The organism is Aeromonas sp. 9A (genome assembly GCF_963900955.1).
In the GTDB taxonomy this organism is placed as follows: Bacteria; Pseudomonadota; Gammaproteobacteria; order Enterobacterales; family Aeromonadaceae; genus Aeromonas; species Aeromonas salmonicida.
Map to the genome: position 1 here is coordinate 1,831,558 of NZ_CAWRFG010000001.1, position 22,723 is coordinate 1,854,280.

Annotated in this window: 19 protein-coding genes and 1 pseudogene; 6 read left to right on the top strand and 14 right to left on the bottom strand. The window is 59.1% G+C overall.

All coding sequences use genetic code 11. From position 1 onward, the window contains the following. Positions 1–12 precede the first annotated feature (12 nt). From AACX78_RS08715 to AACX78_RS08725, 3 genes are read right to left on the bottom strand one after another with little or no spacing between them, the layout of a single operon-like run. Positions 13–531, bottom strand: a complete 519-nt coding sequence (locus AACX78_RS08715) for an SCP2 sterol-binding domain-containing protein (protein ID WP_159165959.1) — start codon at positions 529–531, stop codon at positions 13–15. Next, complete coding sequence (locus AACX78_RS08720; RefSeq protein WP_159165960.1) at positions 512–1,114, bottom strand: TetR/AcrR family transcriptional regulator; 603 nt, start codon at positions 1,112–1,114, stop codon at positions 512–514. The genes AACX78_RS08715 and AACX78_RS08720 overlap by 20 nt, the downstream gene beginning before the upstream one ends. 20 nt (positions 1,115–1,134) lie before the next feature. Next, the gene (locus AACX78_RS08725; protein WP_159165961.1) at positions 1,135–2,568 is read right to left on the bottom strand and encodes a coniferyl aldehyde dehydrogenase; all 1,434 of its coding nucleotides are present in this window, start codon (positions 2,566–2,568) and stop codon (positions 1,135–1,137) included. A gap of 213 nt (positions 2,569–2,781) precedes the next feature. On the opposite strand from AACX78_RS08725, the gene AACX78_RS08730 reads away from it, so the two are divergent. Beyond that, positions 2,782–3,075 (top strand): hypothetical protein, encoded by a 294-nt coding sequence (locus AACX78_RS08730; RefSeq protein ID WP_005313055.1) that lies wholly within the window; start codon positions 2,782–2,784, stop codon positions 3,073–3,075. A 65-nt stretch (positions 3,076–3,140) separates the two neighbouring features. Here the strand turns inward: AACX78_RS08730 and AACX78_RS08735 are convergent, their stop codons facing one another. Further along, positions 3,141–3,587: a C40 family peptidase gene (locus tag AACX78_RS08735; protein WP_021137925.1), complete on the bottom strand. Its 447-nt coding sequence runs from the start codon at positions 3,585–3,587 to the stop codon at positions 3,141–3,143. Positions 3,588–4,471: 884 nt separating this feature from the next. Here AACX78_RS08735 and ahh1 point away from each other — a divergent pair. Beyond that, on the top strand, positions 4,472–6,337 hold the full coding sequence (ahh1, locus tag AACX78_RS08740; protein ID WP_159165962.1) for a hemolysin Ahh1: 1,866 nt from the start codon (positions 4,472–4,474) through the stop codon (positions 6,335–6,337). A 70-nt stretch (positions 6,338–6,407) separates the two neighbouring features. Here ahh1 and AACX78_RS08745 read toward each other — a convergent pair whose 3' ends face one another. After that, positions 6,408–7,316 (bottom strand): hydrogen peroxide-inducible genes activator, encoded by a 909-nt coding sequence (locus AACX78_RS08745; protein WP_159165963.1) that lies wholly within the window; start codon positions 7,314–7,316, stop codon positions 6,408–6,410. Positions 7,317–7,462: 146 nt separating this feature from the next. Between AACX78_RS08745 and AACX78_RS08750 the strand changes: the two genes are divergently transcribed. Further along, positions 7,463–8,065 (top strand): peroxiredoxin C, encoded by a 603-nt coding sequence (locus tag AACX78_RS08750; RefSeq protein WP_005313082.1) that lies wholly within the window; start codon positions 7,463–7,465, stop codon positions 8,063–8,065. 145 nt (positions 8,066–8,210) lie between these two features. Here the strand turns inward: AACX78_RS08750 and AACX78_RS08755 are convergent, their stop codons facing one another. From AACX78_RS08755 to AACX78_RS08780, 6 genes are all read right to left on the bottom strand, one after another. After that, positions 8,211–9,176, bottom strand: a complete 966-nt coding sequence (locus tag AACX78_RS08755) for an alpha-L-glutamate ligase-like protein (protein WP_021137922.1) — start codon at positions 9,174–9,176, stop codon at positions 8,211–8,213. Between the two features lie 3 nt (positions 9,177–9,179). Beyond that, positions 9,180–10,718 (bottom strand): inactive transglutaminase family protein, encoded by a 1,539-nt coding sequence (locus AACX78_RS08760; protein WP_059112566.1) that lies wholly within the window; start codon positions 10,716–10,718, stop codon positions 9,180–9,182. Positions 10,719–10,721: 3 nt separating this feature from the next. Then, positions 10,722–11,510 carry an ATP-dependent zinc protease family protein gene (locus tag AACX78_RS08765; RefSeq protein ID WP_034523284.1) on the bottom strand — a complete coding sequence of 263 codons (789 nt, stop codon included), beginning with the start codon at positions 11,508–11,510 and terminating at the stop codon, positions 10,722–10,724. Between the two features lie 52 nt (positions 11,511–11,562). After that, positions 11,563–12,540, bottom strand: coding sequence for a tRNA 5-methoxyuridine(34)/uridine 5-oxyacetic acid(34) synthase CmoB (gene cmoB / locus AACX78_RS08770; protein ID WP_159165964.1), 978 nt, complete (start codon positions 12,538–12,540; stop codon positions 11,563–11,565). Positions 12,541–12,543: 3 nt separating this feature from the next. After that, a complete protein-coding gene (cmoA, locus tag AACX78_RS08775) occupies positions 12,544–13,287 on the bottom strand; it encodes a carboxy-S-adenosyl-L-methionine synthase CmoA (protein ID WP_159165965.1) in 744 nt (247 codons plus the stop codon). A 276-nt stretch (positions 13,288–13,563) separates the two neighbouring features. Beyond that, positions 13,564–14,412, bottom strand: a complete 849-nt coding sequence (locus AACX78_RS08780) for a DUF72 domain-containing protein (RefSeq protein WP_159165966.1) — start codon at positions 14,410–14,412, stop codon at positions 13,564–13,566. A 431-nt stretch (positions 14,413–14,843) separates the two neighbouring features. Between AACX78_RS08780 and aspS the strand changes: the two genes are divergently transcribed. From aspS to AACX78_RS08795, 3 genes and pseudogenes are all read left to right on the top strand, one after another. After that, positions 14,844–16,610, top strand: a complete 1,767-nt coding sequence (gene aspS / locus AACX78_RS08785; protein WP_159165967.1) for an aspartate--tRNA ligase — start codon at positions 14,844–14,846, stop codon at positions 16,608–16,610. A gap of 92 nt (positions 16,611–16,702) precedes the next feature. Beyond that, entirely contained in the window at positions 16,703–17,443 is a 741-nt protein-coding gene (locus AACX78_RS08790) for a YebC/PmpR family DNA-binding transcriptional regulator (RefSeq protein WP_005313105.1), read from the top strand. Between the two features lie 326 nt (positions 17,444–17,769). Further along, a pseudogene (locus AACX78_RS08795) lies at positions 17,770–19,396 on the top strand (phosphoethanolamine transferase). A 70-nt stretch (positions 19,397–19,466) separates the two neighbouring features. On the opposite strand, the gene nagC reads toward AACX78_RS08795, so the two are convergent. The 3 genes from nagC to nagB are packed head-to-tail and all read right to left on the bottom strand — an operon-like array spanning position 19,467 to position 22,641. After that, positions 19,467–20,681 (bottom strand): DNA-binding transcriptional regulator NagC, encoded by a 1,215-nt coding sequence (gene nagC, locus AACX78_RS08800; RefSeq protein ID WP_005309674.1) that lies wholly within the window; start codon positions 20,679–20,681, stop codon positions 19,467–19,469. A 4-nt stretch (positions 20,682–20,685) separates the two neighbouring features. Then, positions 20,686–21,831 (bottom strand): N-acetylglucosamine-6-phosphate deacetylase, encoded by a 1,146-nt coding sequence (gene nagA / locus AACX78_RS08805; RefSeq protein ID WP_159165968.1) that lies wholly within the window; start codon positions 21,829–21,831, stop codon positions 20,686–20,688. Between the two features lie 9 nt (positions 21,832–21,840). After that, entirely contained in the window at positions 21,841–22,641 is an 801-nt protein-coding gene (gene nagB / locus AACX78_RS08810; protein ID WP_159165969.1) for a glucosamine-6-phosphate deaminase, read from the bottom strand. Between the last annotated feature and the right edge of the window lie 82 nt (positions 22,642–22,723).

The following is a 22,723-nucleotide window of genomic DNA, read 5'->3' on the forward strand; positions in this document are numbered from 1 at the left end:
TCATCCTTTTATTCAGCCGGTCAGCAGACCCAGGTAGATGTGGCAGGCACGCGCCAGTTTGTTGCGCGGGCTCGGATAGTGGCGCAGCAGCGGCCGCGCTATGAAGGCGGGCAGGATCAGGGCCTGCAATTGCTCCAGTGCCCGCACCAGGTGCATGGCGACGGTGAGATCCCCTTCCACCAGCAGGCGGTTCTCACTGAACGCCTGATTGACCCCGAGCCGAAAGCTGAGGGCACGAAAGGCGATACCCGGATGTTTGAAGCGCACCCGCAGCGGGTGCAGATTGCTGCTGGCATGTGCCGGTACGCCGCACTGCCAGCGACCAGCTGCTTTATGGATGATCAGCGCCTGGGTGAGGCCCGCTACCTCCAGCCGTATGGTGAGGCCGTCGGGCAGGGGGGCGAGTTCACGCCGCACCGCCTCATCGACCCGGGCGGCGCGGCACAGGGTGCGCCCTATGACCCAGAGCAGGGTGGCGATCCAGAGACGGCGGCCAAGGGCCACCAGGGATTCAAGCGTCCGGTTTTGCATGAGGATTCACTCCCGAGATGGCAGACCAGAAGAGGGCGAAGGCACTGGCTTGCCAGTGGGCATCCTGCCCCAGTTCAGGTTGATCGACAAACAGGGAGGCGCACGCCAGAAACTGGCTCTGGCATACCTCCAGCATCAGGGCCGGCGGGGCTTGCATCAGGGCTCCGCTGGCCTGGCCCTGGGTCAGCAGTTGCGGCAGAAAACGCAAGGTCTCGCTCAGGATCTGGCTGCGCAAGGAGCGCGCCAGCAGGGGAGAGTGGAAGAAGCCCAGCACGAATTTGAGCTCGTTGGGATGGGCCTGCATCCACTGCATGGCTTGCTGCCAGTAATGACGGGCCTGCTCGCACAGGGACAGGGCGGCGTCCGCCTCCGTGATGGCGGCGCCGAGGCGCAGTTTGATGTCCTGATAGAGGCACTGGATCAGCACCTCCTTGCTGGGAAAGTGGTGAAACAGGGTGCCATTGGCCACCCCTGCCGCCTTGGCGATACGGGCGGTGGCGGCGCCTTGCAGCCCATCCTCTGCACACAGGGCGAGGGCGGCATCCAGGATCTGGCGGCGTTTGTCGGTCATGGGTTTGCTCATGCAGGCCTCGTCACGGGCGGTTAGCGTAAAAACAGTGCCATCATCAGCCGCTGGTGCCAGCGCCGATAAGGGGGATGAACCAGGGAGCCGGTACTGAATTTGCCACGGCTGAGCACGGTTTTGGCCTTGGAGAAGGTGAGAAAGCCTTCATGGCCGTGGTAGTGGCCCATGCCGGAGGCACCTATGCCGCCAAAGGGCACATCATCGGCCGCCACCTGGAACAGGCTCTCGTTGATGGCCATGCCGCCGGAGTGGGTCTCCCGGGTTACCCTGGCTTGCAGGGCCGGATCCAGGCTCATCAGATAGAAGGCGAGGGGACGGGGACGGGCACCTATGTAGGCGAGCGCCTCGTCGATGCTGTCGTAGGGTACCAGCGGCAGCAGGGGGCCGAAGATCTCCTGTTGCATCACCTGACAGTGGTTGGGTACCTCGGTCAATAGATGGGGCACCAGCCGGTGGGCCAGGTCGTCCCGGGCCGGGTTGCCGCAGGGGTGCACCTGGGCACCCGCCTGTTCGGCCTCGGCCAGCCAGCCGGTGATCCGTTCATATTGGCGCCCATTGATGATGGAGCCGTAATCCGGGCTGGCCAGTCCCTTGGGATAAATGCGGGCAAAGTGGTTGCGATAGGCCTCGATGAAGGTCTGCTCCTGGCCCCGTGGCAGCAGCACATAGTCGGGGGCCACGCAGATCTGGCCGGCGTTGAGGCTCTTGCCGAAGATCATCCGCTCCACCGCGAGTGCGATGGGCATGTCGGGGGCGACAAGGCAGGGACTCTTGCCGCCTAGCTCCAGGGTGAGCGGGGTGAGCTGGGGGGCGGCCGCGGCCATCACCAGCTTGCCCACTGCGGTCGAGCCGGTGAACAGCAGGTGATCGAAGGGGAGGGCGCTGAACGCGGCGGCCACTTGCGCATCCCCCTCGACGACCGTCACCTCCTCTTCGTCGAACACGCCGTCCAGCAGCTCGCGCAGCACGGCATTGGTGTGAGGGGTGAATTCGGATAGTTTGAGCATGGCCCGGTTGCCGGCGGCGATGGCGCTGATGAGAGGCCCCAGGCTCAGCATCACGGGGAAGTTCCAAGGCACTATGATGCCGACTACGCCAAGGGGCTGGTAGAACACCTCGACTTTGGCCGGTGCCAGCAGCAGACCGGTATGGCGGCGATGAGGGCGCATCCAGCGTTTGATCCGCTTCTGGGTGTAGTTGATCTGCATGACACAGGGCAGGATATCGGCGATCAGGCTGTCGTAGTCGCTGCGCTGGCCATAATCCCGGGCCAGGGCGTCGCACAGTTGCTGCTTGTGGTCGAGCAGGGCGCGCTTGAGCTGATTCAGATGGGCTCTACGTTCACTCAGGCCAGGCATGGGATTGGCCTGACAGGCTTGTCTGAGCCTGGCCAGCTTGTTTGGTAGCGACAACTTGTCTGTGGTGCTCTCTTGCAACTGAACCAGGTCCATGGCCTACCCCGCTTGTTAATTGACCGACTGATTGGTCGGTCTAAATTTAGCGGCTTGTTAACCGGCTGTAAAGTTATCTCATCTGGCTTGGCACAGGGTCGCGGATGACTCACCTGTGAACTGTGCGACCCACCACACTTTCAGGGTTTGAGGGTTGGTGGTTTATCCAATAAGGGGTAGTTTTTGGTTATCAACCTACAAGGAGTGAGCGATATGACCAGGGAACTGAACAGCTTGTTGGCCCGGCTTGATGATGTGGTCGAGCGGATGCCGGATTGCTTCAATACCTATGAGTTTGCCCAGAAGCTGGCACTGCAACATCAGCGCGAGTTCTTTGCCGCGGGCCACTCCCTGGCCGAGCAGGAGGGGCGCCTGTTGCGGGTGCTGCACCAGAAGATTGCCGAGGCGCTGGCCAGCAGCGATGTGGTGATCGAGGGGGCACTCTTGCCATGCGTGACCCCCTGGGGTGAGAAAGCCACCTCGCCGCGCTGGCATCGCAAGCACTGAGTCTGCAAACAGACAATGAGAAAGGCCCGTCACGGGCCTTTCTCATTTCTCATGGTGAGCGGGGCTCACTGCGTCAGGCGGCGAGCCTGCCAGTAGCGACTGTTCCAGTAGACATTGTCGAGGCGCGAGCGGATCACGCCCTTGCTGGTGGAGGCGTGGATAAACTCACCGGCACCGGTATAGACACCGACATGGTATTGCTGCCAGCCGGTCTTGAAGAAGACCAGATCCCCGTGTTGCAGCCGGTAGCGATCTACCGGCGTGCCGAGACTGGCCTGGGATTCTGTGGTTCTGGGCAGGTTGAAGCCCAGTACCTGGCTGTAGGCAAGCTGGGTGAAGGCGGAGCAGTCGAGGCCCGCCCGGCTGGATCCGCCCATGCGATAGGGCACACCACGCCACTGCTGATAAAAGCTGTCGAAGGCACTGCTCTGACGAGGTGGCGGCGGTTCGGGCGTGCTGGAACAGGCGGCCAGCAACAGGGCCAGCAGGGGCAGCAGTAACTTGCAATCCATAGGGGCTCCTTCGACTCGACGACCCGCTCATCATAAACGGGGTTTGGGGCTCGAACATAGCCTTGGCCGTGATAAAACCCATTTTAACAAGGCATGTCGAGTATAAAGGGGGTCGTATGGATTTCATTTATACCATCAAGTACCACTAATTGAATAATATCATCCGGCTTACTTGAATAAGCATTTCAATATTAACGCGTTTATTCTAATACGATTTAAATAAGTTTATTATTATCCTTGTTGACGTCACTGTGTGATCTGTGTCACGTTCTGATTTCAGGTTAATTCGTTATGATGTTTCTGCGTAATATATACAGTCATGCTGATTACCTGAATGAAGAAATAACAGTATCAAGCTGGATATATAGGGAATTATTTTGTAACAGGCTGTAAATGATATTAACCCCTGGCTTGCATTGATTAATTATGGCGCCAGAGGAATAATTCCACCAGCAAAGAGGAGGGCAGCATCATGATCGCAAGCCCATAGCAGTCAGTGTTTCCTCGCACCCTGTCGCCCGTGCAATCCGGGTTACAGGCAAGGCAGACACGATAGACATATGAGTCAGGCCAGTATGTCATATCCGTGATGGCGAGACTCATGACAGATGTCACCCGCATCACAAATGGGGCGCGCACCAGAGCGCGACAACCGTGTAATAGCATCGGTGAACGCCGAGTCGTCCACCCTGGACTGCATTGCGGTCCTTGCTCTGCCATATGAAATATCACCCATCAATCCGTTGTTAATTCACAGCGAGAAAAATGGAAGATACAGCTTGGCTGGCAAAGAGAATAACGCCTCCATATAACCATTGATAACAGGGTTATGCTATTTCACTGCATGGGGAAATAGTCTGGCGGGATTCGATCAGGAGATAACAATGAAAAACAATAAACCACGCAAATTAGTCACTCATATTCCCGCCCTCAGTCTGCTCGCGCTGGCCTTGCTGGCTGGCAGCGTTCATGCCGAAGACATAGGTGAACGCACCGATCAGGGCACCGCCATGCTGGCCAGCCTGCAATCGGAGCAGGGACTGGTCTACCTCAACGCCAGCAGCTGGCTGGATGAACAACAGGCAGCCAAGGCGTTGACCCGTGACCAGTTGCGCGAGCGTGTGCTGGGGCAGGGGGAGCGTATCTTCATCGATTTCAGCGGCATCACTGACAAGGCCGAACGGCAACAGGCCAGAAAAGCCATGGAGCAGCTGGCAGGCATCTCGTTTGATGCCAATTGGGTGCTGGTCTCCGCCTACAAGGGGGATCTGCTGTTTACCCCGCTGGGGGGCGCGGATGATCCTGCTTTCTATCAGGTGATGGAGCGAATCGACACCCTGGCAGGGCAGGGCAAACGCCACAAACGCTCCCTGACGCAAACCGCGACGGCGGAAGCGGGCCTGCCTCACGTGGCTTTTTATCTCAACGTCAATCGCAAGATCAGCGATGGCGAGTGTACCTTCCCGCGCTCACGCACCTGGGATCGGGGGGATCGCCTCTTTTGTGACTCGCCAAACATCTCGCTGGTCTATCGGGTGAATCTGGAGCGCTCCCTGCAATTTGGCAACACGGGGTCAGCTACGCCGGATGCCAAGATAGTGCGGATCTCGCTGGATGACGAGTCGGCAGGTGCCGGTATTCAGCTCAATGAGGACCTCACCTGGAGCGAGAACATCGCAGATTATCTGCTGCTCGATGGCTGGGCGCGGGACTATGCCACCGATGCCATTGCCCAGGATTATCGCTTCACCATCGACGCGTCCAATACCAAGGCGGCTGTGCTCAAGAGTCTGCCGACCAATCTCAACAGCAAGTATGAGCATCGCGAGATCTCGGGTTTCGAGGTGGGGGTGACCGGCGGGGTTGAAGTGAACAAGGATGGGCCCAAGGCCAAGCTGGAGGCGTCAGCCAAGTTCAGCCAGCAGCGTCAGCTAGCCTACAACACTCAGGATTATCGGGTCGAACGCTCGGCGCCGAGTGCCCAGAAGGTGAGTTTCAGCTGGGTGCGGGATCAATACGCGACGGCGGAGTCACTGCTCTCCTCCAAGACCGCCACCGTCTGGGGCATGGGGTACGATGTGGATCACAACCGCATCCAGCCGCTGAGTTACAAGGGCTTCGTGCCGAATCTGGATGTCATCTACAAGGCGGCGCCCGACGAGACGGGCAGTACCGAGTTCAAGATCGACTCTTCGGTCAACATCCGCCCCATCTACACCGGTATCTACAAGCACTACTACGTGGTGGGAGGGCATGTCTCCTTCCAGGGGTTCGAGGATGTCGACAAGCGCAGACGGGTGACCGCCCCAACTAGCTTCAAGGTGGATTGGAACCATCCGGTATTCACCGGCGGACGCCCGGTCAACCTGCAGCTGGGAGGCTTTGACAACCGCTGCCTGAGCGCCGGCGCCGAGCATGGCCTGAGCGCCGTGACCTGTGACGAGACTTCGGCTGCCCAGTCCTTTATCTATGACCAGTACGGCCGTTATGTCAGTGCGCTGGATACCCGTCGCTGCCTGGATGGCAACAACCTCGGCCAGTTGCAGAGCTGCAGTCTGAGTCTGGGCCAGCGCTGGGAGTGGAAGGCGGACAGCGATGCGCTGAGCAACCTGAGTGCTCATCAGCTGCTCGGCCACAACAAGCAGACCGGTGAGCTGGCGCTCTATGACGAGAACGGCAATCCGGCGGATGTGAGCGTACGGACCCTGACCTCCTATACCCGCATCTTCGGGCAACCGGCCGGCAACTGATCTGCCGATGTGTCTGAACCAATGAAAACGCCGGCAAGCTGCCGGCGTTTTCATTGGTTCAGAACGTGACTCAGGTCTTGGGCTCGATGAGCGGAGTGAGCAGCTCGGCCAGCTTGTAGAAGGTCTGTACCCGGGTGGTGCTGGGGCGCCACACCAGGCCTATCTCGCGATACGGCTTTTCACCCGGCAGGGGAATGGCCACCAGGTCGGTGTTGTCGAGAATGCCGGAATCTATTGCCATCTGGGGCAGGAAGGTGGTGCCAAGCCCGGCACCGACCATCTGTACCAGGGTGTGCAGGCTGGTGGCGGCAAAGGGGTTTATCTTGCTCTTATCCCGCAGCCGACAGGCGCTGACCGCATGTTCGGTGAGGCAGTGCTCCCGTTCCAGCAGGAAGATGCTCTGGTTGGGCAGCTCCTTGTAGTCGAATGGCTTATGCAGACCGGCCGCCATGCTGGCGGGCATCACCATGTGGAAGGGATCCTGGCCAACCATCTTGCAGTGGAAGCCGCCGATCTCCACCGGCAACGCCAGGATCAGCAAGTCGAGCTGACCCTGTTCCAGCTGCTTGAGCAGGTTGGTGGTGGTGTCTTCACGCAGCAACAATTCCAGTTCAGGATAAGCCTTGCCGCACTCCTGCAGCAGCTTGCTGAGCAGGAAGGGGGCTATGGTGGGGATGCAGCCGAGCCGGACTGTGCCGTGCATGACGCCGCCCTGATGTTGCCCCAGTTCCATCAGATCTCGCGCGTCCGAGAGCAAATTGCGAGCTCGCTCGACGATTTCCATGCCGACCGGGGTCATAATGAAGCTCTTGTGGTCCCGCTCCACCAGTTGCAGGTTCATCATGTCTTCCAGCGTCTGGATCCCGGTACTCAGGGTGGACTGGCTGACATGACAGGCCTTGGCGGCGCGATTGAAGTTCTTGTGCTCGTCGAGAGCGACCAGATATTGCAGCTGTTTCAGGCTGGGCCAACGTTGCATAGGAAAACCCGATGAATGCTATCTATTTAATTTGATTTAACTAATCTACCACTGGGTATAGGGTTTGTCGCTTGAATTAGACGGACTTGGCTCTAGGTAGCCCAATCCTGACAGGATTGTTCACTTCACATAATGAGGAATTGAATATGGTATTGGTAGGCCGTCCCGCACCTGATTTCACCGCTGCTGCCGTTCTGGGCAATGGCCAGATTGTTGACTCCTTCAACCTGGCATCCCACATCAAAGGCAAAGCAGCCGTCCTGTTCTTCTATCCCCTCGATTTCACCTTCGTCTGCCCGTCCGAGCTGATTGCCTTCGATCACCGCTATGAAGAGTTCCAGAAGCGCGGTGTGGAAGTGATCGGTGTTTCCATCGATTCCCAGTTTTCCCACAACGCCTGGCGTAACACCAAGGTGGAAGATGGCGGTATCGGTCAGGTGAAATACCCGCTGATCGCCGACGTGAAGCACGAAATCTGCAAAGCCTATGACGTTGAGCACCCGGAAGCCGGTGTGGCCTTCCGTGGCTCCTTCCTGATCGACAGCCACGGCATGGTGCGTCATCAGGTGGTCAACGATCTGCCCCTTGGCCGCAACATCGACGAGATGCTGCGCATGGTCGATGCCCTGCAGTTCCACGAAGAGCATGGCGAAGTGTGCCCTGCCCAGTGGGAGAAGGGTAAAAAAGGCATGACCGCGTCTGCTGATGGCGTTGCCAAGTACCTGTCCGAGAACGCTGCCTCCCTGTAATCGGGTCTGCGTACCAGATACCGAAAAACCGATGCCATGGCATCGGTTTTTTTCTGCCTGCCGCCTGCCAAATCATGTAACAGGCCGAATGTCAGCCATAAAAAAGCGCGCTTCAAGGCGCGCTTTTGCTATCTGGGTGGTGGGGCTACTCGTCAAAGATACCGAAGTGATCCTTGGCGAAGCTGACCCGCTGCTCCACGTTCATCTTGACCTGACCCAGCTTCTCGATGGTTTTGAGATTGGGCACCAGGCCGCGACCGTTGGCAATCTGGATGGCAAGGCCGGGACGGGCGTTGAGCTCCAGCAGCATGGGGCCGCGGAACTTGTCCAGCACCATGTCTGTGCCTATGTAACCCAGACCCGACATCTCGTAGCAGGAGGCCGCCAGCGTCAGCAAGGTATCCCAGTGAGGCACCTTGAGATCGTACAGATCGAGGCCGGTATCCGGGTGATGACGCAGCGGATTGCCAAACTGTACCGCCCGCAGCGCCCGGCCGGTGCGCAGGCACAGGCCCACACCCACGGCGCCCTGGTGCAGGTTTGCCTTGCCGTCGGAGGCGGCGGTGGAGAGGCGCATCATGGCCATCACCGGAAAACCCTTGAAGATGATCACCCGTGCATCGGGCACCCCTTCGAACGAGTAACCGTCGAACACATCATCAAAGTTGATGAGGCCTTCTACCAGTGCCACGTCGGGCTTGCCGCCGAGGGAATAGAGCCCCGCCAGAATGTTGGAGACATGGCGCTCCAGATCCTGACCGGTAGACGCGCTGCCATTCGGTTTGAAGAAGAGACCCTCTTCCTGACGGAGGATCACCAGGATCCCCTTGCCGCCGGAGCCACGGGCCGGCTTGATACAAAAGCCCGGCCAATCTTTTACCAGTTCGGTAATGCGGCCAACGTCATGCTGCTCGCGGATGGTGCCGATGAGTTCGGGCACTGTCACACCTGCATCCAGCGCTATGCGCTTGGTCTGCAGCTTGTCATCCACCAGCGGGTAGAGTCGACGCGGGTTGTAGCGGCTGATATAGGAGTGGTTGCGCTTGTTCATGCCGAGGATGCCTGCCTGAGACAGGCTCCACGGGCTGGTGTATTTTTCCCAGAACCACATCTGTTACTTGTCCTTACCCGGGGTGGCGCCAGACTTGATCTCGTTCACCAGCGGCTTGAAGCGCTTGAGCTCGCTCAGCTTGTAGCCGGTGTAGTTGCCCAGCAGCAGCACGGTCGCCATCAGCACCAGCTGCAGGCCGAGGAAGTTGAAGGTCAGATGGCGGATCAGCTCGTTATCCATGGCCAGGTAGGCGATGACCGCCACCAGCAGGGAACCACCGCCCTGACGCACCACCTCTTTCGGACCCTCTTCTTCCCACAGAATGGACATCCGCTCTATGGTCCAGGAGAGGATGATCATCGGGAAGAAGGTGATCTTCATGCCGTCGGTCAGCCCCAGCTTGAAAGCGAAGGCGGAGAAGATACCGATCATCGAGATCACCATTATGATGATCGCCGATATTCGGGCGACCAGCAGCAGGTTGAGCCGCGACAGATAGGAGCGGATGACCAGACCCGTGCCGACGATCAGCAGGAAGCCGACCAGGCCGGTAACCAGCGAGGTCTGGATGAAGGCGACCGCGATCAGCACAGGCATGAAGGTGCCCGAGGTCTTGATACCGACGATAACCCGCAGGAACACCACCATCAGCACGCCGATGGGGATCAGCAGCAAGCCTTTGAACAGCGCCTGCTCTTCCAGCGGCAGACTGTGGATGGAGAAGTTCTGCATCTCGGACTTTTCAAACTTCTGCGCCAGCGCCACGTTGACCGGTTGTTCCTGCTCGATCATCGAGAAGGTTACCCGAGAGTTGTGGCCGCCGGTGACATCCAGCAGGGCGCCCGAGTTGTATTCCCACAGCAGCAGGTTGGCAGGGCGACCCTGTTCACCGGTTTGCGGATTGAACAGCTTGTAGTCGGTCGGGCTGTTGAATACCTGCAGGTAATCCACCAGCTCCTGGCGACGACGGCCGTCTTCCAGACTCAGGGCATGGACCACCCGCGCCGGGACGTCAGCGTTGCTCAGCAGCTCTGCAATCAGGCTGGCCCGGCTCTTGTGAGATTTCAGCAGCTCGGCGTTCTGCTCCTGTTTCTCTATTTCCTTGATGATCTCGCGGGTCAGGGTGTAACCGTCGGCAGAGCGTTCCTGGGCCCGTTCGGAGATCTGCTTCATGGCAGTGGCGTAAGGCTCGCTCTCTATCTGCTTCTCGATGACGGGAGGCTTTGCCAGGGCCGCCGGCTTGGCATGGTCGTCAGCCATCATGTCGACGCGGTAGTAGAGCTCCTGGCGGCCTGAGGCGGAACGGATCGACCACTCGGCGCGGGCATCCCCGTCCTTCTCGACAAATGACAGGCCGTAGCCCGGGCTTGCGGCGTTCTCGTTCATCAGGGTGAAACCGGGCTGGGTGCCCGGAATGGCCAGGGAGGCGATCACCGGCTCACCGGTGGCTTCAAATTCGAGCTTGGCCTCGATGGACCAGATCTGGCGTTTCTCACCCGGCGTCAGCGGTACATCCAACGCTATGTGGTGATAAAACGTCATCCCCAGGCCGACAATGAACAGCAGGGCGACCAGCAAATAGAACGGCTTACGGGAAACCATGGATTATTTCACATCCTTGAGCGTGGGTTTTGGTTGGATATATTCGCGGGCCACATCAACCACAGCGATGTCTTTCAAAAATTCACGACCCAGCAGCACGGGGAAGGTCATGTCACTGCGATCTTTCAGGGTAAATTCAGCCTTTTCGGTCATGTCACCGATCCGCACCGCCAGACGCACCACGGGACGACGATCGAGATCGTCGGCAGAGGCCTGACGCACACGTACGTGGCGTACCAGCGGCGCTTCGATCTGGATCTTGTCATCCATCTCCTGGTGGCTCAGGAAGAAGCGCACCCAGTTCTTACCGTTACGCTCGAAGATGGTGATGTCCTGGGCGCTGATGGAAGAGGTGGTCGCGCCGGTATCGACCCGCGCCTGGAAGGCGTCATTGGCGGCATCAACCCAGATCCACTCTGCTTCACCCACCAGCAATTTGCCGTCGACTGTGTGGCCCTGGCTCGGGGCCTGACACTTCTCGGTCGGGATCGCCATGGGTTTGGGTGGCTCGGGAGCCAGGTTTTCGAGCTTGCTGTCGACTTTTTTCACGGACTCTTTCATGTTGTTGACATCGGTGTTGAGCTGAACCAGCAGGTGCTGTTGCTGCACATACTGCTTCTGTTGCTGTTCCATGGATGTTTGCAGGCGTTGCTCGCTCAAGCTTATCTCGCCGCGAAGCTCTGCCAGCGTCAAGGTTGGTACCGGAGGCGCTTTATCCACACTGACACACCCGCCGAGACTGAGCAGGGAGAGCAGGGTCATTCCTTTTAATTTGCTTTTCATGTCATTCATTTAACTGTGCTTCCTGGAATTGGGTCAGTGTAACTTCCGCTGGCGCCATCGGCTAGTCTTTGGCCTTTCTGGCAATCAGTACGGCACGTTTCGGCGCCGGGTGTCCTTCTACCGTGAGCGTTGGGTCCGCAGGATCCAGATAGTCGCTCAGGGATTCATTGATCATCCAGTCGGTACGACGCTGTTCGTCGGTGCTGGTCATATTCTCGTCTACGATCCGCACATCGGTAAATCCGCAGCGTTCCACCCAGAGTTTGAGCGCCGCGCTTGAGGGGATGAACCAGACGTTGCGCATCTTGCCGTAACGGTCGGTGGGCACCAGCACCTCATTGACGCCACCATCGATCACTAGCGTCTCCAGCACCAGCTCGCCGTCGTCTTTGAGCTGGTTGCGCAGCTGTTCGATGTGCTCTATGGGGGACTTGCGGTGATAGAGCACCCCCATGGAGAAGACGGTGTCAAAGGCGCGCAGGTCAGGCAGCTCCTGAATGCCCAGCGGCAACAGGTGAGCGCGCTGATCGCCGCCGGTGAAGTGACGAATGGCCTCGAACTGGCACAAAAACAGCGGGCTCGGGTCTATGCCGACGGCCAGTTTGGCCCCTTCGCCGACCATGCGCCAGAGGTGGTAGCCGCTGCCGCAGCCCACATCCAGCACATAGCGGCCGGCCAGCGGGCTGATGTGGGGCAATACCCGATCCCACTTCCAGTCGGAGCGCCACTCGGTATCGATGTGGATGCCGTGGACCGTGAAGGGCCCCTTGCGCCAGGGCATGAATTGGCGCAGCAGACTCTCGACCTTTTTGCGCTCCCCTTCACTCAAGCTCTGACTATTGCCTATCTCGACGCCCCGTTGCAGCTCGATATGGCCGGGCGCTGTGGTGGGCAGCTTGTTGAGGGCGCGATTCCAGCGCGGCAGGTCCCCGTGCAGGTTGTCGTGCTGCCAGGCATGCAGCTGAGCGGGCAGGGTATGCAACCAGTGGCTCAGCCGGTTCTTGGCGATCAGTTGATAAAAATTGGCAAAGTCGATCATGGCTTAGTTGGCGTCGCTGGATTTGATGGCAATCATGGAACCGAAGTTGAAGCACTGGAACCAGAGATCCTGATGAACGAAGCCGGCGCTTTGCAGGCGGGATCTGTGGGTCTCCAGGCTGTCGGTACGCATCACGTTCTCGAGGGCGTTGCGTTTCTGGCTGATCTCCAGCTCGCTGTAGCCATTGGCGCGTTTGAAGTCCAGGTGCAGCTCGATGAGCAGATCGTTGACCGGTTCATCCTCGAAGCGGAACTTCTCGCTCAGGATCAGGATGCCGCCCGGACGCAGACCATCAAAAATGCGCTGGATAAGGGCCATCCGCTTTTCGGGGTCCACGAACTGCAGGGTGAAGTTGAGCACCACCACAGAGGCGTTTTCGATCGCTATGTCGCAGATGTCCGCTTCGACCAACTCCACCGGCACCTCGGATTTGAAACCCGAAAGGTGGGCACGGGCGCGTTCTATCATGGGGTGAGAGAGATCCACCGCCGTGATGTGGCAACCCGCTTGAGTCAGGTGGCGACGCATGGCCTGGGTGGCGGCGCCGAGGGAGCAGCCAAGATCGTACAGACGGCTCTGTGGTTGGGCATAACGGGCAGCCATCATGCCGATGGCGGAGATGATGTTGCTGTAGCCCGGCACCGAGCGCTGGATCATGTCGGGGAAGACGTCGACGACCTGTTCGTCAAAGCAAAAGTCCCCCAATCGGGCGATAGGGGCAGCAAAAATTTGGTCTTTGGTATGCATGCTTGCGCAACCTGACAGCCGGGGTGTAATCCGGCTGTATTGTTCAATTGAGTCGTTGGGTGATACCCATCAGAGTAGATATATCACCTGTTTACGAACGGGGTGACTGGCCTTGAGTTCCTTCGGGCCGTCCCAGTTCGTATGGGCCATGTTCCGGACCCTTGCTTGGGGCGCTAGTGTAGAGGATTGATGGGCATTTGTCTTGACGCCGAGCCCTGTCCGGCCACAAAAAAGTGGCTTTTTTTGCGCCTGATGAATGGCTGGTGCAGTGGCTGGCTAAAAGCGCAGCACGCCCTGGCGCGCGCGATCGTTTTCCCCCGGCCAGGGGGCCATCTCCTGTCCCAACAGGTGTGTTATCTGACGGGCGAGTTCGGGTGACTGGGCATTGTCGGCGGTATGTATAAAGAGGTAGAGATCCTTTCCATCCGCCAGCCATTGACGCCAGTGTGGCAGCCAGCCCGGCAGAAAGGGGTGATTGGCCGCAGGTTCCGGCAGACCGATGAGTCGCACCACGGGGGCGCTGGCGGTGGCCAGCAGATGAACCGGCAGTCTGGGCTTCTTGCCCTGGGCATCTATCATGGCCGCCGTGGTAGCTGGCACAGAAAACAGTGGCCGGCTGTCGAGCATGATGCGGTTGATGCCTTTTTCCATCAGCATGCGGTTGAGGCTGCGCTCCGCCTCGCCCTTGGCGAAGAAATCGGGGTGGCGCACCTCGAGGGCATAGCGAAACGCTGCCGGCAGCCGATTGAAGAATTCGGCGAGGCGGGGAAGGCCGCTCGGGCCGAAGCGCGCGGGCAGTTGCAGCTTGAGCAGTCCCAGCTTGTCGTGCAGTGGAGTGAGCAGGCGAATGAAGTCGGTCACCTGCTTGTCTACGCTCACCAGATCGCTCTGGTGGCTGATTTCTTTCGGAAACTTGAAGCTGAAACGAAAGTGGGCAGGCACCGCATCGGCCCAGCGCTGCACTGTGTCAGGGGTGGGCGAGGCGTAAAAGGTGGTGTTGCCTTCCACTGTGTTGAACACCCGGGCGTAGTGAGCGAGATGTTCGGCGGGTTTGGCGCCCACACCCAATAATTGACCGGGCCAGGCCGGGTGCGACCATTGTGGCAGGCCCAAAAAGAGGCTCATGGCGGATCCTGTCTGCGGGTTTATCTCGGTTTATGCCCATTTTTTGCCTTGAGACGCAAAAAACAGGGCAAAGGAGGCTGCTGGCCATTTTACCCAAATGGGGGTTTTCCTCTATAATGCCAGCCCTTTTGTTTGCCAATTTGTTGTGACTCGCCCCGCTGTGCGCATATTGTGGCGACGGTAGCGGCCATGAATTGGCCAAACAACGATGCTTTCCGATGCCCTCTGACCGACTGCCCGGCCGCTTGCCAGCCGCCTCTGGTCGAGCCGATATCGGTGGCAGGTGTCCGATCCAGGGGGTCGGACGGTACGAGACAGATTTCAAACCGGGCAAGAACAAGACTCTGGCCAGCTGTGAGACGGACTGTGCTGCCAGTCGTGCCCGGCGGCTCAGGTTAACCGTCTCTCTACAATTTCGAAGGAAGAAGTCCATGCGCTCTATCTATTGCGGACAGGTCAATGAGGCCCATGCCGGGCAGACCATTACATTGTGCGGTTGGGTCCATCGTCGTCGCGACCTCGGCGGTCTGATCTTTATCGACATGCGTGACCGGGAAGGGATCGTGCAGGTGTTCTTCGATCCGGACAAGCCGGACGCCTTCGCCCTGGCCTCCGAACTGCGCGGCGAGTTCTGCATTCAGGTTTCAGGTGTGGTACGTACCCGTCCTGACTCCCAGCGCAACAGCGACATGGCCACAGGTGCCATCGAAGTGTTCGCCCACGAGCTCACCATCATCAACCGCGCCGAGCCGCTGCCGCTGGACTTCAACCAGGTCAACAGCGAAGAGCAGCGTCTCAAGTTCCGTTATCTGGATCTGCGTCGCCCCGAAATGGCCAAGTACCTGAAGACCCGTGCCAAGGCCAGCGCCTTCGTACGTCGCTTCATGGACGAGCACGGCTTCCTCGACATCGAAACCCCCATGCTGACCAAGGCCACCCCGGAAGGTGCCCGTGACTATCTGGTGCCGAGCCGGGTGCACAAGGGCAAGTTCTACGCCCTGCCGCAGTCCCCGCAGCTGTTCAAGCAGTTGCTGATGATGTCCGGCTTCGATCGCTACTACCAGATCGTCAAGTGCTTCCGTGACGAAGACCTGCGTGCCGACCGCCAGCCAGAATTCACCCAGATAGACGTGGAGACCTCCTTCATGACGGCGCCCCAAGTGCGCGAGCTGATGGAAGAGATGATCCGCAACCTGTGGCAACACGTGCTGGCCGTGGATCTGGGCGACTTCCCTGTCATGACCTTCGACGAAGCCATGCGTCGCTTTGGCTCCGACAAGCCGGACCTGCGTCTGCCGATGGAGCTGGTCGATGTGGCAGACCTCTTGACCTCCGTCGAGTTCGCCGTGTTTGCCGGCCCCGCCAACGACCCGAAAGGCCGTGTGGCAGCCCTGAAAGTGCCGGGCGGAAGCGAGCTGTCCCGCAAGCAGATCGACGAGTACACCAAGTTCGTCGGCATCTACGGCGCCAAGGGCCTGGCCTGGATGAAGGTCAACGAAGCCGCCAACGGCCTCGAAGGGGTTCAGTCTCCGGTTGCCAAGTTCCTCTCCGATGAGATAGTGCGCGAGATCCTGGCCCGTACCGGCGCAGCCGACGGCGACATCATCTTCTTCGGCGCCGACAGCAAGAAAGTGGTGGCCGATGCCATCGGTGCCCTGCGTCTGAAAGTGGGCCGCGATCTGGGTCTGATGGAAAACAGCTGGAAGCCGCTGTGGGTCATCGACTTCCCCATGTTCGAGGAAGACAGCGAAGGCGGCCTGGCGGCCATGCACCATCCCTTCACCGCGCCGAGCAACCTGGGTCCGAGCGAGCTGAAAGCCAACCCGCTCAGCGCCTATGCCAACGCCTACGACATGGTCATCAACGGCTACGAAGTGGGTGGCGGTTCTGTGCGTATCCACAACAGCGAGATGCAGGCCACCGTATTCGACATCCTCGGCATCACACCTGCCGAGCAGCGTCTGAAGTTCGGCTTCCTGCTGGATGCGCTGAAGTACGGTACCCCGCCGCACGCCGGTCTGGCCTTCGGTCTGGATCGTCTGAGCATGCTGCTGACCGGTACCGACAACATCCGGGACGTGATTGCCTTCCCGAAAACCACGGCGGCCGCCTGTCTGATGACAGACGCCCCCAGCTTTGCCAACCAGGCGCAGATGAGCGAACTGGCGATTGCGACGACCGTCAAGGGTGATGAATAAGCCGGCATCCGGCACAGTCCCGGCCGCGCTCAGCGCGGCCTACCCGGTCACTTTGTGTTATTGAAATCTAAAAAATATAACGGAGAGTCTCTATGGCAGGTCACAGTAAATGGGCCAACATCAAACACCGCAAGGCAGCTCAGGATGCCAAGCGCGGCAAGATCTTCACCAAGCTGATCCGTGAAATCACCACCTCGGCCCGTATTGGTGATCCGGATCCCGCCAACAACCCGCGCCTGCGTGCGGCTGTGACGGCAGCCCTGACCAGCAACATGACCCGCGAAACCATCAACCGCGCCATCGCGCGTGGGGCCGGTGGTGGCGACGGCGAGCAGCTCGAGACCATAGTGTATGAAGGCTACGGCCCGGCCGGTTCTGCCGTCATGGTGGAGTGCCTGACCGACAACCGTAACCGTACCGTTGCCGAAGTGCGTCATGCCTTCAGCAAGAGCGGCGGCAACCTGGGGACCGATGGCTCGGTTGCCTACCTGTTCAGCAAGAAAGGGCTGCTGACCTTCGTCGGTGTCGATGAAGATGCCCTGATGGATGCGGCACTGGAAGCGGGCGCCGATGACGTTGTGACCGAGGAAGATGGTTCCATCGAGGTGTACACCACCCCGAACGACTTCGGTACCGTGCTGGATGCGCTGGAAGCCGCCGGCTTCAAGGCCCAGAACGCCGAAGTGACCATGATCCCCTCCACCGAAGCAGAGCTGGATGCGGAAACCGCCCCCAAGCTGATGCGCCTCATCGACATGCTGGAAGATTTGGACGACGTGCAGGAGGTGTACCACAACGGTTCCATCTCTGACGAAGTCGCCGCGACCCTCTGATCGCCAGAGTGCACACGTGAGGAGATGGCATCACAACGGCGCCATCTTCCTCCGACGAAGTCGCTACGACCCTCTGATCCTATGCTGAGCACATATTAAAAACGGCAGCCTTCAGGCTGCCGTTTTTGTCTCTTGTTCTCTTCCCGCCAAAGGACTCGCTCCCCTTAACTCTCCCTTAAGTTTGGCTTTTTAAGCTGGCTGCAGTATCCGGGCCCCTGCCCATTATCGCTATCGCCTTCAAACAGCGTCGCGCGGTAAGCGAGATGCCAACAACGGGAATGCCCATGCCGGGCTCCCAGTCCTGCCTGATTTGTCGGAGTATCGTTATGCGCATCACCCTGGGCGTGATGAAGGTGAATCTGTTGCTGGTGCTGCTGTTTGCACTGGTGTTCAACTGGCCCATCTTCCTGCACTTTTACACCATTCTCACTCAGCTGGACCACGTCAAGGCGGGCTTTGTCCTCTCTATCCCCCTGGTGTTGCTGGCCGCACTCAATGCGGTGTTTCTGCCCTTTACCTTCCGCTATCTGCTCAAGCCCTTCTTCGTGCTGCTGATCCTGCTGGGTTCTGTGGTCAGCTACGCCATGCTCAAATATGGCGTCATCTTCGACAGGGATATGGTACAGAACATGGTTGCGACCAATACGGGGGAGGTGAGCGCCTACCTCAATGGCTCGGGTCGCGCTCTGGTTCCTGCTGACTGGTGTGCTGCCGGCGCTGGCCTTGTTGTGGGTGAAGATCGAATATCCCAGCCCCTGGTATAGAGGGTTTGGCCTGCGATTTGGCTCCATCGCCCTGTCACTGCTGTTTCTGGTGGGTATGGCTGCGCTCTATTATCAGGATTACGCCTCGGTCGGGCGCAACAACAAGTCTCTTGGCAAGGAGATAGTGCCAGCCAACTATGTACACGGCTTCTATCGCTATGCCAGAGATATACTGTTTGCCACCCCCATTCCCTATCAGCCGCTGGGGACGGACGCCAGGGTGGTGGGGCAGGGGAACAAGCCGACCCTGATGTTCCTGGTGGTGGGGGAGACGGCGCGTAGCCAGAATTACTCCCTCAACGGCTATCGCAAGCAGACCAACAGTTTCACCGAGCAGGAAGCGGGAGTCATCTCCTTCAAGGATGTGCGCTCCTGCGGTACGGCCACGGCTGTCTCCGTGCCCTGCATGTTCTCCAATCTCACCCGGCGCGGGTATAACGACACCCTGGCCCAGTCCCGGGACGGCATGCTGGATGTGCTGCAACACGCAGGTGTCTCTGTGCTCTGGAAGGAGAACGATGGCGGCTGTAAGGGGGTGTGCAAGAATGTGCCCACCATAGATATCGAGGCCAAGGCCTTCCCGCAGTATTGCCAGCAGGGTTCATGCTACGACGAGGTGATGCTGGAAGGGCTGGATCGACAGATTGCCGACATGAAGGGCAAGCAGGGCAACAAGCTGGTGGCTTTTCATCTGATGGGCAGCCATGGTCCGACCTACTATCGCCGTTATCCTGCGTCCGAGCGTTTCTTCGTGCCGGACTGCCCGCGTAGTGACATCGAGAATTGCAGCAACGAAGAGCTGGTCAATACCTATGACAACACCATTCGCTATACCGACAAGGTGGTGGCGCAACTGATAGAGAAGCTCAAGTCACTGCAAACGGATTACAACGTGGGGTTGGTCTATCTCTCCGACCATGGCGAATCCCTCGGTGCCATGGGGCTCTATCTGCACGACACTCCCTACCAGTTTGCGCCGGATGATCAGACCCGGGTGCCGCTGCTGACCTGGTTTTCTCCGCAGTTGCAGGCGGATCGTCAGCTGAACATGGGGTGTCTGCAACAGGAGGCGAGCAGCAAGCGCTTCTCCCATGACAACTTGTTCCACTCTATGTTGGGGATCATGGATGTGCAGACCAAGGTATATGACGGTGCGTTGGATCTGTTCAAGCCCTGCCGGGCGGGATAAACCGGCGAAAAGCGCACAATAAAAAACGGCAGCCAATGGCTGCCGTTTTTTGTCTCGCAAGGCCAGCGCCTTACTTCTGCTCCATGATGATCTGCAACAGATCACCCTCCAGCAGGGCCCGTTTCACCAGGGCGAAGCCGCCTATGGTGGGCTGGTTCTGGAAGCGGGCCTTCACGATGGGCAGGCCACGGTGGAAGCTGGGCAGTGACTGGTGTTCGACACAGCGGCGAATGGCTGGGAAGAGGATCTCTTCGGCGGCGGTGATTTCGCCTGCGATCAGCACCTTCTGCGGGTTGAACAGGTTGACCGTGATGGCCACCGCCCGCCCCAGGTGCTCACCCACGTTCTCGATCACGCTGCGTGCCAGCTCATCCCCGGCCATAGCCGCCTTGCACACCTCTTGTATGGTGATGTGCTTCTCCTGCAGCGAGCTCAGGTGACCGCGACTGATCAGCTCTTTTACCTTGTCGACAATGGCCTCGTTGGAGGCGATGGTCTCGAGGCAGCCGAAGTTGCCGCAGTGGCAGCGCTTGCCCAGCGGTTCGACCTGAATGTGGCCGATCTCGCCAACGTTGCGGTTCTGACCGAGGAACACCTTGCCCTTGGTGATGATGCCGGAGCCGGCACCCTGGTGCACGCTCACCAGAATGGAGTCCATGCAGTCGCGGGACTCACCGAAGAAGTGTTCGGCCAGTGCCAGCGAGCGGGTGTCGTTGCCCACGTAGCAGGGGAGGTTGAAGTGGTTTTCCAGCAGTTTGGCCAGGGCCAGATTGCGGATCTGGTATTTGGGGGTATAGATGACCATACCCGATTCCGGATTGACCAGACCCGGCATGGTCAGCGCTATGCTGATCAGGTTGCGGTTGCGCTCCTGCTGGGAGTCCATGAAGGCACCAATTTCCCGCAGCAGCATGTCGACCACCGGCTGTTGATCGATCTCGGTCACCTGGGTGACGTGTTGATCGAGCTCCTTGCCATCGAGATCGTACAGGCTCAGCTGCAGATAGCCGCGGCCGAGCTTGGCGGACACAAACTGAAAGCGATGCTTGATGGTGGTCAGGGAGATGGCGCGCCGCCCGCCGGTAGAGGCTTGCGGTGAGGTCTCCTTGATCAGGCCATGCTCGATCAGTTGCCGGGTTATTTTGGTCACGCTGGCCGGGGCCAGCTGACTCAACTCGGCAATTTTGACCCGCGAGATGGGGCCTTGCAGGTCGATGAGCCGATATACGGCTGCACTGTTGACCTGCTTGATAAGATCTACGTTTGCTATTTGTCCGCCAGTCATAGTGTCACTGTGTTGTGTAGTGTCCGTTAACCACGGTCCCGCAGACCGTGAAGGTCTGATCAAAGACAGTCAGGTTGGCTATTTTTCCGACCTGGATACTACCGAGACGTGAGTCCCATCCAATGGCGCGAGCGGGATAAAGAGTGGCCATTCTCAGTGCTTCATCGAGCGGTAATCCGACCTGTTTGACCAGATTCTCCACCCCCTCAATCATGGTGAGGGCAGAGCCGCCGAGTGTACCATTCTCGTCGACGCACTGACCATCGCGGAAATAGACGGTTGCGCCACAAAAATCAAACTTCTCAAAGCCTTCCGGTGCACCGGCGGGGGCGGTCGCGTCGGTCACCAGCACCAGTCTCTCCCCCAGCATCTTGTGGGCCAGTCGTACGTTGGCCCAGTGCACATGGTGTCCATCGACAATGACGCCGGCATAGACATCCTTGCGATCATAGATGGCACCCACCACACCCGGCTCGCGGCCGTTCACGGTCGGGGTCATGGCGTTGTAGAGGTGGGTAGCAAAACGGATGCCGTCATCAAAGCCGGCCATGGCCTGATCGTAGTTGGCGGCGGTATGGCCAGCGGAGACCAGTATGCCTGCCTCTACCAGCTGACGGATGTGCTCGGGCTTGTTGCGCTCCGGTGCCAGGGTGATCTTGGCGATGGCATCGCTGTTGGCGCAGAAGAAGTCGATCATCTCGTCGGCGGGCTGGCGGATCTGGGCGGCCGGGTGTATGCCTTTGCGCTTGAGGTTGGTGTAGGGGCCTTCCAGATGCACGCCCAGCACTTCATTCGGGTGCGCGGCCATGTAGTCGCGGGTCACGGCGACGGCCCGCTTCATGTCCGCATCCGGGCTGGTGATCAGGGTCGGCAGGAAGCTGGTGGTACCGGATTTGAGGTTGGCGGCCTGCATGATCGCCAGTGTCTCTGTGGAGATGTCGGTGTTGAACATGACGCCGCCACAGCCGTTGAGCTGCACGTCGATAAAGCCGGCGCAGAGGTTGGCGCCATGCAGATCATGTCGCTCTATACCGGCAGGCAGTTCGGCCTGATGCTGGATGGCGACAATCTTGTCGCCCTCGATCACGACCCCGTAACCGGTCAGCACACAGCTGCCGGTGTAGAGGGTGCAATTGGTCAATGCGTACATGGTGGCTCCTTACAGACGGCCGATGTTGGCGGCTTCGAGCTGCTGGAAGTAACGCACCGTCTTAACCTTGAGCTCCATGGTGGAGGGCTCGTCGCACACCATCATTCCCTTCGGATGCAGTTGCAGGGTGGAGATGGTCCACATGTGGTTGACGCTGCCTTCCACTGCTGCTTGCAGGGCCTGGGCCTTGCCGTGGCCAGTGACCAGGATCATGATCTCTTCGGCGTCCATCAGGGTGCCGACACCCACTGTCAGCGCCAGCTTGGGCACCTGCTCCATGTCACCGCCGAAGAAGCGGGAGTTGGCGATACGGGTGTCCTCGGTCAGGGTCTTGACCCGGGTGCGAGAGGAGAGGGAGGAGGCCGGTTCGTTGAAGGCGATGTGACCGTCATTGCCGACGCCACCCATGAAGAGGTTGATCTTGCCATAGGACTTGATCTTGTCCTCATAGCGCTTGCATTCGGCCACCAGATCCGGGGCGTTGCCGTTGAGGATGTTGATGTTTTCCGGGCGGATGTCGATGTGACAGAAGAAGTTGTTGTGCATGAAGCTGTGGTAGCTCTCCGGGTGATCTTCCGGCAGGCCGACATATTCGTCCATGTTGAAGGTGACCACGTGCTCGAAACTTACTTCACCGGCTTTATGCAGCTCGATCAGGCGCTTGTAGGTGTTGAGCGGGGTGCCGCCGGTGGGCAGGCCCAGTACGAAGGGGCGATCGGCCGTGGGTTTGAACCCATTGATACGGTCAACGATGTAACGGGCAGACCACAGACCCACTTGGCTGGCAGATTTCAACGGGATCAGGCGCATTGTAGATACCTCTGTACGGGTTGCTGCCGGGGTGTCGGCGGCAAATAGGCTAAGACGGATTCAAGTTGTTTTATAGCGTAAA

Coding starts and splice junctions, on each gene's coding strand:
- nagB (WP_159165969.1), bottom strand. CDS start 22,641: ATGCGCCTGATCCCGTTGAAATCTGCCAGCCAAGTGGGTCTGTGGTCT.
- AACX78_RS08725 (WP_159165961.1), bottom strand. CDS start 2,568: ATGGACCTGGTTCAGTTGCAAGAGAGCACCACAGACAAGTTGTCGCTA.
- nagC (WP_005309674.1), bottom strand. CDS start 20,681: ATGACTGGCGGACAAATAGCAAACGTAGATCTTATCAAGCAGGTCAAC.
- AACX78_RS08790 (WP_005313105.1), top strand. CDS start 16,703: ATGGCAGGTCACAGTAAATGGGCCAACATCAAACACCGCAAGGCAGCT.
- AACX78_RS08750 (WP_005313082.1), top strand. CDS start 7,463: ATGGTATTGGTAGGCCGTCCCGCACCTGATTTCACCGCTGCTGCCGTT.
- AACX78_RS08780 (WP_159165966.1), bottom strand. CDS start 14,412: ATGAGCCTCTTTTTGGGCCTGCCACAATGGTCGCACCCGGCCTGGCCC.
- AACX78_RS08760 (WP_059112566.1), bottom strand. CDS start 10,718: ATGGTTTCCCGTAAGCCGTTCTATTTGCTGGTCGCCCTGCTGTTCATT.
- aspS (WP_159165967.1), top strand. CDS start 14,844: ATGCGCTCTATCTATTGCGGACAGGTCAATGAGGCCCATGCCGGGCAG.
- AACX78_RS08715 (WP_159165959.1), bottom strand. CDS start 531: ATGCAAAACCGGACGCTTGAATCCCTGGTGGCCCTTGGCCGCCGTCTC.
- AACX78_RS08735 (WP_021137925.1), bottom strand. CDS start 3,587: ATGGATTGCAAGTTACTGCTGCCCCTGCTGGCCCTGTTGCTGGCCGCC.
- cmoA (WP_159165965.1), bottom strand. CDS start 13,287: ATGCATACCAAAGACCAAATTTTTGCTGCCCCTATCGCCCGATTGGGG.
- ahh1 (WP_159165962.1), top strand. CDS start 4,472: ATGAAAAACAATAAACCACGCAAATTAGTCACTCATATTCCCGCCCTC.
- nagA (WP_159165968.1), bottom strand. CDS start 21,831: ATGTACGCATTGACCAATTGCACCCTCTACACCGGCAGCTGTGTGCTG.
- AACX78_RS08755 (WP_021137922.1), bottom strand. CDS start 9,176: ATGTGGTTCTGGGAAAAATACACCAGCCCGTGGAGCCTGTCTCAGGCA.
- AACX78_RS08720 (WP_159165960.1), bottom strand. CDS start 1,114: ATGAGCAAACCCATGACCGACAAACGCCGCCAGATCCTGGATGCCGCC.
- AACX78_RS08730 (WP_005313055.1), top strand. CDS start 2,782: ATGACCAGGGAACTGAACAGCTTGTTGGCCCGGCTTGATGATGTGGTC.
- cmoB (WP_159165964.1), bottom strand. CDS start 12,540: ATGATCGACTTTGCCAATTTTTATCAACTGATCGCCAAGAACCGGCTG.
- AACX78_RS08765 (WP_034523284.1), bottom strand. CDS start 11,510: ATGAATGACATGAAAAGCAAATTAAAAGGAATGACCCTGCTCTCCCTG.
- AACX78_RS08745 (WP_159165963.1), bottom strand. CDS start 7,316: ATGCAACGTTGGCCCAGCCTGAAACAGCTGCAATATCTGGTCGCTCTC.